At 35.3% G+C, this 12,763-nt stretch carries 11 protein-coding genes; 9 read left to right on the forward strand and 2 right to left on the reverse strand.

All coding sequences use genetic code 11. From position 1 onward, the window contains the following. The first annotated feature begins 303 nt into the window (after positions 1–303). The 9 genes from VK91_RS10310 (at position 304) to VK91_RS10350 (ending at position 10,699) form a co-directional block, all read left to right on the forward strand. A complete protein-coding gene (locus VK91_RS10310; protein ID WP_048392438.1) occupies positions 304–1,695 on the forward strand; it encodes a sigma-54-dependent Fis family transcriptional regulator in 1,392 nt (463 codons plus the stop codon). A gap of 321 nt (positions 1,696–2,016) precedes the next feature. Further along, entirely contained in the window at positions 2,017–2,787 is a 771-nt protein-coding gene (locus tag VK91_RS10315) for an SDR family NAD(P)-dependent oxidoreductase (RefSeq protein ID WP_048392439.1), read from the forward strand. Positions 2,788–2,814: 27 nt separating this feature from the next. Continuing rightward, the gene (gene gcvPA, locus VK91_RS10320; RefSeq protein ID WP_048392440.1) at positions 2,815–4,203 is read left to right on the forward strand and encodes an aminomethyl-transferring glycine dehydrogenase subunit GcvPA; all 1,389 of its coding nucleotides are present in this window, start codon (positions 2,815–2,817) and stop codon (positions 4,201–4,203) included. A gap of 22 nt (positions 4,204–4,225) precedes the next feature. Then, positions 4,226–5,809, forward strand: coding sequence for an aminomethyl-transferring glycine dehydrogenase subunit GcvPB (gene gcvPB, locus VK91_RS10325; RefSeq protein WP_048392441.1), 1,584 nt, complete (start codon positions 4,226–4,228; stop codon positions 5,807–5,809). Positions 5,810–5,821: 12 nt separating this feature from the next. Then, the gene (locus tag VK91_RS10330) at positions 5,822–6,568 is read left to right on the forward strand and encodes an SDR family NAD(P)-dependent oxidoreductase (RefSeq protein ID WP_048392442.1); all 747 of its coding nucleotides are present in this window, start codon (positions 5,822–5,824) and stop codon (positions 6,566–6,568) included. A gap of 20 nt (positions 6,569–6,588) precedes the next feature. Continuing rightward, on the forward strand, positions 6,589–7,416 hold the full coding sequence (locus tag VK91_RS10335; RefSeq protein WP_048392443.1) for an ABC transporter substrate-binding protein: 828 nt from the start codon (positions 6,589–6,591) through the stop codon (positions 7,414–7,416). Positions 7,417–7,623: 207 nt separating this feature from the next. After that, positions 7,624–8,319 (forward strand): amino acid ABC transporter permease, encoded by a 696-nt coding sequence (locus VK91_RS10340; RefSeq protein WP_048392444.1) that lies wholly within the window; start codon positions 7,624–7,626, stop codon positions 8,317–8,319. Continuing rightward, positions 8,294–9,016, forward strand: coding sequence for an amino acid ABC transporter ATP-binding protein (locus VK91_RS10345; protein WP_004230601.1), 723 nt, complete (start codon positions 8,294–8,296; stop codon positions 9,014–9,016). Before VK91_RS10340 ends, VK91_RS10345 begins: the two co-directional genes overlap by 26 nt. Positions 9,017–9,046: 30 nt before the next feature. Further along, the gene (locus VK91_RS10350; protein ID WP_048392445.1) at positions 9,047–10,699 is read left to right on the forward strand and encodes a M20/M25/M40 family metallo-hydrolase; all 1,653 of its coding nucleotides are present in this window, start codon (positions 9,047–9,049) and stop codon (positions 10,697–10,699) included. Between the two features lie 525 nt (positions 10,700–11,224). Here VK91_RS10350 and VK91_RS10355 read toward each other — a convergent pair. Together VK91_RS10355 and VK91_RS10360 are read right to left on the reverse strand one after the other, a co-directional pair. Continuing rightward, positions 11,225–12,271: an Mrp/NBP35 family ATP-binding protein gene (locus tag VK91_RS10355; RefSeq protein WP_048392446.1), complete on the reverse strand. Its 1,047-nt coding sequence runs from the start codon at positions 12,269–12,271 to the stop codon at positions 11,225–11,227. A 12-nt stretch (positions 12,272–12,283) separates the two neighbouring features. Next, complete coding sequence (locus tag VK91_RS10360; protein ID WP_048392447.1) at positions 12,284–12,763, reverse strand: DUF1641 domain-containing protein; 480 nt, start codon at positions 12,761–12,763, stop codon at positions 12,284–12,286.

Raw genomic sequence — 12,763 nt, forward strand, 5'->3', positions numbered from 1 at the left:
TAAATTTTAGCTACACAGTCATGGAATGCCCCATTTAAAGTTAGATTTTCCTTTAACTTTTATGGGGCAATTCAATTTTGCATGGCATTTCTCATGCTCTATAATCCTAACTTGAAGAAAATTATAAAGGTAAGATGTAACTTTTGGCGAATTAAAAAAGATAAGATAATTAAATTAAACTTCCGTAAAAGGTGTAATTTTCATGAAACTTAATCTATTAACTATTTTACGGACTATTACGAGCTATTTTCACTATAAACAATTTGGCTATATTACTTTTTCAATTTTTGTGGGGGGAATATCATGTTGAATGCCGAAAAATTAGTGCAATCTATGCTGGATGCATTTGGTGAACTATTACAATTGGAAATGGCCTATTTTACTTCGAATGGTGAAGTTTTTATAGCAACGGAAGAATATAGAAAGCAAAAAGGGATACAGGTACACCTTCCGTTCTTTCAGAAGTATTATTCTAAATCTGTTCAATATTTACAAAAACCTGGTCAAATGAAAGTGTGTTCTGGTTGTAGGTTCCAAAATAACTGTCCATCTAAAGTCGAAATGCTAATGAATTTAGTAAAAGGAGATCGTCACTTCGGATATTTGACATTTGTCAGTTTTACAGATGAGGGGGAGAAAAAATTTTCATCTGAGCCGAAGGAATATCAGTATTGGTTAGCTCGGTTGGGAGATATGATTATTAATGCCTTGAACAACGAAGGATCCTATTTATTGCTTGAAAATAAAAAAGGATTCGATACGAAATATGTATTAGGCAACGCACCTCACTTACAACTTATAAAGAGTAAGTTAAGTAGTATTGCAAATAGCCCATCTTCAATTGTCATAACAGGAGAGACGGGAACAGGGAAAAGTTTATTAGCGAAATATATTCATTCAAATAGCATTACACACAGAGGGAAATTTATAGAGTTGAATTGTGCAAGCATTCCAGAAAACTTGTTTGAAAGCGAGTTGTTTGGCTATGATGAAGGGGCGTTTACAGGGGCTAGAAGAAAAGGGAAAATGGGCTATTTTGAAGTAGCAGATAAAGGTACTTTATTCCTCGATGAAATTACAGAATTACCATTACATTTACAAGCGAAGCTATTAACAGTTTTGCAAGATGGGCTTATTTATAGAGTTGGAGCAATTGAGCCTAGAAAAGTAAATGTAAGGATTATTGCTGCGACAAATAAACCTTTAGAAGATATGGTGAGAAAAGGTGAGTTTCGTTCGGATTTATATTATCGACTAAATGTGATCCCTTTAACATTACCTCCTTTAAAAGAAAGAACAGATGAAATAGAATATTTGATTGTAAAATTACTTGAAAAGATTCAGCATAAAACAGGGAAATTTATTAAAGATTTTTCGCAGGAATTTTTGGAGGAATTGAAATCATACTCTTGGCCAGGGAACATAAGAGAGTTAGAAAATGTATTAGAGTACAGTATGGTAATGGAAAATTCCCTACAATTAACAAGGGAAAGCTTACCGAAATATATCATCGAGAATAATCAAGCACAAAATCTTTATAGCAATTCTAATCTATTGAAAGATACGGAAATGGAGGTCATCTACCAAATGCTCTCTATATATGGAAATGACACTGCTGGAAAAGAACGTGTTGCTGAAGAATTAGGCATAAGTACAAGAACGCTTTATAGAAAACTAAAAAGTGTAAATTTATAGTATAAGTTTGACACAAATACCTTGCTTTTAGAGATTTTTAAATTTCTCACCTCCTTAATGGGGAATTTAAAATGAACTTTCTAGGTATTTGTGTTTTTTTATGGCTAATTTTAATGACAAAAGTGACAACGGAATTGACAAAAATGGCAAAAAGGAAATTTAGTATATTTTTGAATCTTTTACTATACACATTTTGAAAATCCTTTAACATCAGAACTTTCTGACATTTCGTAGATTAAAATTGTAAATGGATTTGTGTTTCTACACTTGGCACGTATTTTGCTAGATATATAGTAAGCAAAGGGAAGGAGGAAGATTTATTTGGTAGATTATTTTGAATTGGAAGGTAAAGTGGCTGTGATTACAGGAGGGGCCTCAGGGATTGGCCTTGCAACAGCTAAATTATTAAGTGAGTTGGGAACTAAAACTGTGATTTTAGATATTGATCAACAAAAAGGTAAGGATACTGAAAAAAGCTTTCAAGAAGCTGGTTTAGATGTTGAGTTTTTAAAATGTGATGTAACGAATACACAAGATTGCAAAAGTGTGGCTGATTCTATACAGGAGAGATACGGAAAAGTAGATGTACTTTTTAATAATGCAGGCATTATCCGTAGAAAAACAGTGGTGGATTTAGAGGAAGCGGATTGGGATGCTGTTATTAATGTTTCTCTAAAAGGGGTCTATCTACTTTCGAAATACTTAATCCCACTCATGAGAGGAAATGGTGGCAGTATCATTAATACTGGTTCTGGGTGGGGAATCAAAGGTGGAGACAAAGCTGCATCTTACTGTGCTGCAAAAGCAGGGGTTGTAAATTTAACAAAGGCTATGGCTATTGATCATGGTCCAGAAAATATTCGCGTAAATTGCATTTGTCCTGGAGATACAGATACGCCATTACTTCGTGGAGAAGCAAAACAATTAAATATAGATGAATCAAGTTTCTTACGTAGTTCAGCAGTTGATAGACCGTTAGCAAGATTAGGAACACCTGAAGATATTGCTAAAGGGGTACTATTCCTTGCAAGTAATTTATCTGCTTGGGTTACAGGAACGACATTAACAGTTGATGGTGGCGGCTTAGCCTAAAAATAATTATAGAGGGAGGCAAATTAAATGAGTAAAAAGGTCCATCCATATATCCCTAATATGGTAACTGAGGTAAAGCAAGAAATGCTAGATGAAATTGGTGTTCACTCCGTTGAGGAGCTTTATTCGTGTATTCCGGAGGATTTACATTTTAAAGGTACCATGAATATTCCAAAAGCTTTGAATGAATTAGAGTTACGACGCCATATTGAGGGTCTTTTAAATAAAAATGTAAGTACCAATGACTATATTAATTTTCTAGGAGCTGGTTGCTGGCAACACTTCATACCAGCTGTATGTGATGAAGTGAATCAACGTGCAGAATTTTTAACAGCTTATGCAGGAGAGCCTTATGAGGATCATGGACGCTTTCAAGCATTATTTGAATATCAAAGCTTAATGGCGGAGCTTGTGGATATGGAAGTAGTGAATGTTCCTACATTCGATTGGGCCCAAGCTGCATCTACATCAATTCGTATGGCGAGTCGGATTACAAAGCGTACGAAAATATTACTTGCTAATACACTTTCTCCTGAACGCAGAAAAGTTATTACAAACTATGGTACACCACAGTTATCATTTGAAGGAATAAAATTCAATCTTAATACAGGATTAATGGACTTAGCCGATTTAGAAGCAAAGTTGTCAAACGAAGTTGCAGCTATTTACTTTGAAAATCCATCCTATTTAGGTTTTATCGAGTCGCAAGGTCAGGAAATTTCACAACTTGCTAAAAAATATGGCGTACTTATGATAGTAGGAGTTGATCCAAGTTCTCTAGGGGTATTGGCACCACCAAGTCAATATGGAGCGGATATCGTCTGTGGAGATCTTCAACCATTAGGTATGCACATGAATTATAGTGGAGGGCAAGCTGGATTTATTGCAACATATAATGATCCAAAATTTGTTAATGAATATCCATCACGATTGTTCGGTATTATTCCGACTGTAAAGAAAGGTGAATATGGTTTTGGTGACATTGCCTATGATCGTACGTCCTTTGCAGATAGAGAAAACGGTAAGGAGTCGATAGGCACACAAACAGCTCTTTGGGGGATTACAGCAGGTGTGTATTTATCATTAATGGGACCAAATGGCATGTACGAGTTAGGTCAAGCCATTATGCAAAACAGTCAGTATGCAGTAATGCAATTGAATTCTATTAATAATATTCGGGGTTCAAGAATTACCTCTCCATTTTTCAAAGAGTTCATTATAGATTTTAACGATACAGGATTAACAGTAGAAGAAATCAATTCACGATTACTTGAGCAAAAAATCTTCGGTGGTAAAGACTTATCGTTGGAATTTCCTGAATACGGTCAAGCAGCACTTTATTGTGTAACTGAAGTTCATACTAAAGATGATATTGATAAGTTAATCAATGCTTTAGCTACAATTGTTGGATATTAAATAGGAAGAAAGGAGTTTTAACGTGGATAAGATTCTAAGAGAGAATGTAAATAAAGATTTTCATCAAGCTAAATGGAATGAACCTATCATTTTTGAGTTACATCAATCAGGAGAAGTCGGAGTAGAAGTTCCGCAACCTTCAAATGAGATTGTAGAAGCAGTCGGTGATGGTGTTTCATCCTTACCTCAGAGAATGAAAAGAGTAAATAAACCAAATTTACCCGAAATAGGACAAGCGCGGGTGTTACGACATTATGTAAGACTATCGCAAGAAACATTAGGCTCTGATTTTAATGTTGAAATTGGACAAGGCACTTGTACGATGAAGTATATTCCAAAAATTAATGAATTGCTTATTCGTAATCCTAAAATAATGGAATTACATCCTTTACAAGAGGGTAGTACTGTCCAAGGAATGCTAGAAATAATTCACAATTTGGACTTAGCGATGCGTGAAATTTCGGGGATGGATTGTTTCTCTTTCCAACCAAGTGGTGGTACACAAGCGTTGTTTGCGATGGCATCGATTGTACGCAAATATTTTGAAGTAAAAGGTGAAGCAGATCAACGTAATGAAATTATTACAACCATCTTCTCACACCCTTCTCAAGCAGCAACCGCAGTAGTAAAAGGTTATAAAATAATAACTATTCATCCAGATAAAAATGGTTTTCCGGATATTAATAAATTGAAAGAAGTTGTATCCGAAAGAACAGCTGGTTTTGTTGTAGCTAACCCTGAAGATACAGGGATTTATAATTCTAAAATTAAAGAATTTACGAAAATAGTGCATGATGTTGGTGGAATTTGTTACTACGATCAGGCAAATGCCAATGGACTGTTAGGAATCACACGTGCAAGAGAAGCAGGTTTTGACATGTGTTTTTTCAATCTACACAAAACATTTGCAGCACCTCACATGTGTGGAGGGCCAGCGACAGGGGCTCTTGGGGTCACAGAAGAATTAAAGCCTTATTTGCCAGGTCCAATTGTTGAGAAAGAGGGAGACCAATATGTGTTAAATGATCAATTAGAGCATTCGATTGGAAAAGTACGATCATTCCATGGGGTAGCTCAAACGATTTTGCGTTCTTATGCTTGGATTAGAGCATTAGGCACAGATGGACTTAAAGCTGTGGCAGAAACAGCCGTATTAAATAACAATTATCTGTATAGTAAAGTATCAAAAATTCGTGGTGTAAGTGTGCCGTATATACAAGGGCAAAGATTAGAGCAAGTTCGTTATAGTTGGGAGCAGTTGGAGAAAGAAACAGGTGTTACAACAGAGGATGTACAGCGCCGAATGACTGACTTTGGTTTACATTACTGGACTAGTCATCATCCTTATATTGTTCCACAACCATTTACACTTGAACCAACAGAATCTTATTCTAAGGCAGATTTAGATGAATATATTCAAGCGCTTGAGCAGATTTCTAAAGAAGCATACGAAACGCCAGAAATTGTTAAAGCAGCACCGCAAAATAGCACAATTCATCAGTTAATTGAAGCAGACTATTTAGATGAGCCTTCTAAATGGTGTATTTCATGGAGGGTATATCTACAAAAGGTGAAAAATAAAAAAGAATTAATTAATAACCATTAGGGGGGTGTTTGAATGAGAACCAATCATAGAAGTTTAAAAAATAAGAGAGTAGTTATTACAGGAGGTGCTAGTGGTATAGGATTAGCCACAGCACAACGTTTTATAGAAGAAGAATCGATAGTGGCTATTTTAGATATTAATAAAGAGGGTATTGAACAGTCGATAAATGAAAATCCCGGAATTGCTAAAGGCTATGTAGTAGATGTTAGTAATCCTGAAAATGTAAACGCTGTTTTTGAGAATATAAAAAGAGATTTAGGTGGTGTAGATGTTTTTATTGCGAATGCAGGTATTAGCATTCGCAATAAGTTTCTTGATATTAGTCCTGAACAATGGAGTAAAGTATTAAACATTAATCTTAACGGGGTATTTTATACTTCACAAGCAGCCGCAAAAATTATGGTGGAGCAGGGCAAGGGTGTCATACTTATGACAGCGTCTACAAATGGAGTGACAGGACATCCATTCTATGCTGACTACAATGCTTCCAAAGCAGGGGTTAATCTTTTAGCACGAACAATGGCATTGGAGCTTGCTCCAAATATCCGTGTTAATACGATATGTCCTGGATATGTACTAACCCCTATGCAAATGGCTGAGTATACCCCAGATATGTTGGAAGTTGTAAATGAAGGTATCCCTCTGAAACGACATGCAGATCCTAAGGAAGTCGGAGCATTATACGCTTTCCTTGCTTCGGATGATTCATCTTATATTACCGGACAAACAATTGCTATTGATGGTGGAGAACTAGCTTAATTAAATGGAGGGGTTATTTGATGAAGAAAAATATATTCTATTTATTATTGGTGTTGGTTTTTTCGCTAATGGCGGCATGTTCGGAAAATAAAACAAATACACAAATTCCAGCTACTGCGGATGCAAAAAGTGAGGATCAGGATAAAAGTGTAACAACAGAAATGAAATTGGTTAAGGATGGCAAGTTAACATTTGCAATGAGTGGTTTACTAAAACCATTAAATTATAAGGAAAATCAAGAATTAGTAGGCTTTGATGTTGAAATAGGGAAAGAAATTTCAAAAAGGATTGGCCTTGAAGCAAATCCTGTAACAAATCCATGGGAAACAATTATTCAAGGGTTACGAGGTAATAAATATGATGCCATTATTGGCAGTATGACAGCTACTGAGGAAAGGTCTAAACAGGTCGACTTTTCAATCCCTTATTATGTTTCAGGTGCTACAGTATTTATCTCAAGTGAAAATAAGGAGATTAAAACGGTAGAAGATTTAAAGGGAAAAACGATAGGCGTTATGCAAGCTAGTACGTATGTTGAAGATGCTAAGAAATATACAGATAAAATCAAAGAATTCCCTAGTGAAATCTATGCATTACAGGATCTTCCACCAGGTCGGCTAGATGCAGTAATTACTGATAGAATTGTAGGTATTTCAGCAATGCAAGAATCAGGATTGAAGATTCAAGCCTTAGGAGAGGTCATTAAAAGAGAAGAAATTGCAGTGGCGATTAATAAAGATAATGAAGTTTTATTAGAAGCGATTAATAAGGCGATTGAAGAGATGGTTAAGGATGGAACGTATAAAGAAATAAGTATGAAATGGTTTGGGAAAGACTTGTTAGAATAACTGTTAAAAATAGTGTGCCTAGTATGCTAAAGACGTACTAGGCATAGCTATTAATTGATCTAAAATATTAAAATTGCAGACTAAATAGATTGAAAATTCTTTCTATTTTACTTCCCACCAAAATTTAATTTTATTAATAAATTTTAGCTATCTATAGGAGTGTTTGTCTTTTACGTCCACATACTTAAAAGAGGTTAGGTGATTAATATGGATTTTCTCACAAATGTAACATCAATATTTCAAAAGCATGGCATTGAGTTTTTAAAAGCGACAGTTTTAACTATTGAATTAACCATTGTTTCTTTATTTATTGCTTGTGTGATTGGGTTAGTGTTTGCCTTCTTCAAAGTATCCAATATAAAAATCTTGGAAAGTATTGCTAACGGCTACATTTTTGTTGTTCGAGGTATGCCATTAATCGTACAACTTATGTTCTTGTATTACGGTATTTCTAGTATTTTCACTTTATCAGACTTTGCAGCAGGATCCATTGCGCTCGGAATTCATTCAGGAGCATATATTGCAGAAATTTTTCGTGGATCCATTCAATCTATTGATAAAGGCCAAATGGAGGCTGGTCGATCATTAGGAATGACATATTTTAAAACAATGAGAAGAATTATTTTACCACAGAGTTTTAAAAGAGCTATTCCAGCATTAGCTAATCAATTTATCATAGGGTTAAAAGATTCGTCTTTAGTAGCTTATATCGCAGTATCAGAATTGTTTAACCATGCACTGTCAACTCAAGCATACAACTATATGCCTCTTGAAACATACTTTGTTGTGGGAATTTACTATTTAATTTTAGTCTTATTATTCACGCTGTTATTTAATAAACTTGAAAGTCGACTGGATGTTGGAAGGAGGAAAAAACGTGATAAAGTTGAAATCGCTTTCTAAATCATTTGGTGACTTAGAGGTTTTAAAAGGTATAAATCTTGAAATTAATAAATCAGAAGTGGTTGTTCTAATAGGGGCTAGTGGATCAGGGAAGAGCACTTTATTACGATGTATGAATTTTTTGGAGATATTAGATTCAGGTACGATAAGCATTAATGATGAGATTATTGATGTAAAAAGAACTAATTTAAATCATGTAAGAGAAAATATGGGGATGGTATTTCAACATTTCAATTTATTTCCCCATTTAAGTGTTTTACAAAATGTAATAGAAGCACCAATTCAGGTGAAAAGGCAAAGTAAAGAGGAAGCGATTAAATTTGCTATGAATTTGTTAACACGAGTAGGTCTTGCTGATAAAGCCAATTACTATCCTGAACAACTATCTGGTGGTCAAAAACAACGAGTTGCTATTGCTAGAGCACTGGCAATGAATCCAAGTGTTATGTTATTTGATGAACCAACATCAGCATTGGATCCTGAGTTGGTAGGAGAAGTCTTAGAAACGATGAAAAACCTTGCTAAAGACGGAATGACGATGGTCGTCGTAACCCATGAAATGGGCTTTGCTAAGGAAGTTGCGGATAGGGTGATTATGTTAGCAGATGGCAAAATTATTGAAGAGGGCTCTCCAGTAGAAATTTTTAAAGCGCCAAAACAAGAAAGAACGATTAAGTTTTTGCAACAAGTTTTATAATTATTATCTTTAATTAGGGGATGATGAGAGATGTTAAAAACGTATGAAGAAGTATTAAAGGTTACGAACGAACTTGTAAATATTGAAAGCATTGTTAATACTGAAGGGGAAATTAACATATCAAAGTCATTGGCTAAAACAATTTCTAATTTACCTTATTTCCTGAAAAATCCTAAATATGTGTTTACTTCACGAACAGTAGATGATGAGGTTGAAAGGTACAATGTGTTTGCATTTGTAAAAGGTACTAAAGGAGATAGTAATAAAACGGTTGTGCTAATGGGACATACAGATACGGTGGGTATCGATGATTATAATAGTTTGAAAGAGAAGGCTTGTTTACCTAATGAACTTCATGAAGCGTTAAAGGGTGAAAAAGTTCCGCCGTTGGTTCGAGAGCATTTAGAATCAAATGAATGGTTATTTGGAAGAGGAACACTTGATATGAAGAGCGGTGTTGCAAGCCATTATTATCTATTAAAATATTATTCTGAACACCCAGAGGAACTGAATGGAAATATCGTATTTTTTGCTGAATGCGATGAAGAGGATAGTTCTCATGGAGTATTGTCCGGTTTAAATGATTTAAAAATGTTAAAAGTAGAGCATGGATTTGATTACGCGGCATTAATTAACTCCGATTTTGTTGCTCCTAAGTATGAGGGGGATGAAAGTAGATATATATATAAAGGTAGCGTTGGTAAGCTACTCCCTTCTTTTTATATAACTGGGGTGGAAAGCCATGTAGGCTCTAGTTTTGAAGGAATCGACCCTAACTATATTGCTGCGGAGTTAACTAGACAAATTGCATATAACCCAGAGTTATGTGATAAATCGTTAGGAGAAACACCGATGCCACCTGTAAGTTTGAAGCAAACGGATTTTAAAGAGACTTATACAGTTCAGACAGCTCTTGCTTCATATGTATATTATAATTTCTTTGTGCAATCATGGTCACCTAAAGATGTGTTAGAAAAGCTAAAAGTCCATGCTGAAATTGCATTTAATAATGCAATAGCTAATTTAAATAATCATTATAAGAGATATTGCGAAATTAGTGGGCAGGAATATACAAAATTGCCATGGAAGACGAGGGTATTATTCTATGAAGAATTAGAACAATCAATTATTGTTGAATATGGGGACAATTACAAAGAGCATATAAAAAATTTTAAACACGAATTATTAAAAAATAAAGAGTTAGATGTACGCATGTTTTCTGCAAAAGTGGTAGAAGAAGTTTGGAAGTGGACCAAGGATAAGAGTCCTGCAATCATTATTTTTTATTCTTCATTGTACTCACCATGTGTAGAAGTAACTGGTAAAAATGAAAAAGAAAAAAATTTACTAACCGCTTTAGATTATGCAGTAGAAAAAGTTCAACCACATTATGATAAGCCTATTGTACAGAAAAATTATTTCCCTCATATTTGTGATATGAGTTGCGTGGCTATAAATGTCGATGAAGATAGTGTGAATTCAGTTGTTAACAATAACCCTAGCTGGAGAACTAAACATTATGTAAATTATGATGCCATTAGAGAACTAAATATCCCTGCAATCAATATTGGACCATATGGATATGATGCACATAATAGATATGAAAGAACAGAATTGAAATACACTATGGAAATAATGCCTAATTTAACAAAGCTAGTAATAGATAAATTACTTGAAAATTAAAGAGTTAATATTCATTTAAAGTAGCATCATGAACATGCAAAGGAGATAACTGCTGTGATGAATTAATATGACCTTCAATGACCTGTTCTACATGCATCCGTTTTAGTGATTATAGAACATTTCGGATCTAAGCGAGGGTTAGGTCAGAAACATCTCGATTGGAGGATGATTAATCGTGCCATTACGGGACGTCATTCCTTTTTTACTTCTTGTTGATAATACAAATTATAGAGTCTCAATTTATATGCAAGGTAACTTTTTCTGACAGATGATGTGACTGAAGAAGTGTACCTAAGATAAAAAAATGGAGACGCAATAATTTTTAAACTCTAATTTATTCTCATACTTGTTTGGCGGGGCTTTTGCTTATCTAATTTTTTTCTTCTATATAATATCTTATTCTTGTTCACATAAAAAACACCTTCACGTTGATTGTTCGGGATGCTTATCCCCTTATTTCAACGTAAGGTGTTTTCATTTGTATCAGTTTTTAGATTAGTGCATGGTAAAAAAACAAATCAAGGGTTATTTATAGAGTAGATCTTCTGCTAAATGAGTAAACACTTCACCGATTATCGACACTTCATCATAGACCGAGGAACCTGTATTTTCCTCAGGTTGAGCAAAAGGAATTTGAGCGATTACATCTGTCTGTAATAAATCTGCTAATTGTTCGGCTCCGCCTTGTCCAAATAGATAGTTTTTTTGACCGTCAGCACCTTCAAAATAGGCCATGTTTTCAACAACACCAAGAATCCTGTGTTTCGTATGTTGCGCCATCAAGCCTGCACGAGATGCAACATGAGAAGCGGCAAGATGCGGTGTTGTCACGATGATTTCTTGGGCTTGTGGAATCATCGCAGCCATATCAATTGCAACATCTCCTGTACCAGGTGGTAAATCGATGAGGAGGTAATCTAAATCTCCCCATAGCGTGTTGACAAGGAAATTGCGAATCCACTTATTGAGCATAGGACCACGCCACATAACAGGCTGGTTGTCATTTGTAAAAAAGCCCATCGACATTATTTTTACGCCGTTACGTTCTACTGGAATCGCCGTTTGATCAAGCATGGTAGGCTTTTGATCAATCTTCATCATGGCAGGGATACTGAAACCATAAATATCAGCATCTAAAATACCTACACGTTTGCCAAGACGAGCAAGTGCAACCGCTAAATTAATGGTCACCGTAGACTTTCCAACACCGCCTTTACCACTTGTAATGGCAATGAATTGAACACCAGAATTAGGCAGTAGCATGTTTGGCATTCCTTGATCAGTCACATTCTTTGCCTGTAGAGAGGCGGTTAAAGTGCGGCGCTCCTGATCTGTCATAGAGCCAAAGCTAATGGTAACAGTTGAGGCACCAAGCGCTTGTAAGGCCTCCTCCACATCTTGCTGTATTTTCGCCTTTAACGGACATCCTGGTATGGTCAAAATAATATCCAGCGCTATATGGTTGTCATGTATATGAATGTTTCGCACCATATTCAAATCTACAATACTCTGATGTAGCTCAGGATCATTTACCTGTTTCAATGCGTTTACAACATTTTCTTTTGTTAACATTTAGGAACCACCTTATTCTTTTAAGCCTTTGCCGAGTCCCTTTAAGAAATGAACCCCAAAATTGAGCGCACGATTGACATCTGGATCGTTTATCATTTTCATGAGCTTAAAGGCACTGACCTTTTCATTCGATTCAAGTGCTTTACTTGCTTCATCTACGCCTGTATTTAAGCCTTCAATCAGCTTAGTCGTTGTTTCAGGATTGAGCTCCGTCAATGCTCCCGCAACACCCATTAAATTGTTAATGATATTGGTTACAGGCTTACGTGTTAATTGTCCAAGTGCAATATGTGCCACTTCCTCTTTGGCTTCAAGTAGCTTCATTGCTGCTTCTAGTGCACCGATATCATTTAATTCAGCCATAATACTAAACACCTGATTGACGGCTTCTTCATTTTCAGAAAGCAGTTCTTTTAGATTATCTAATTTTTGTTCTTTTAGTTGTTCTTCTGTTAATTGTTGTTTTTTAATGCCTGTAATGGGTACAGCCAT

Origin of the sequence: Lysinibacillus sp. LK3, assembly GCF_001043675.1 — a bacterium.
Lineage (GTDB): Bacteria > Bacillota > Bacilli > Bacillales_A > Planococcaceae > Lysinibacillus > Lysinibacillus capsici.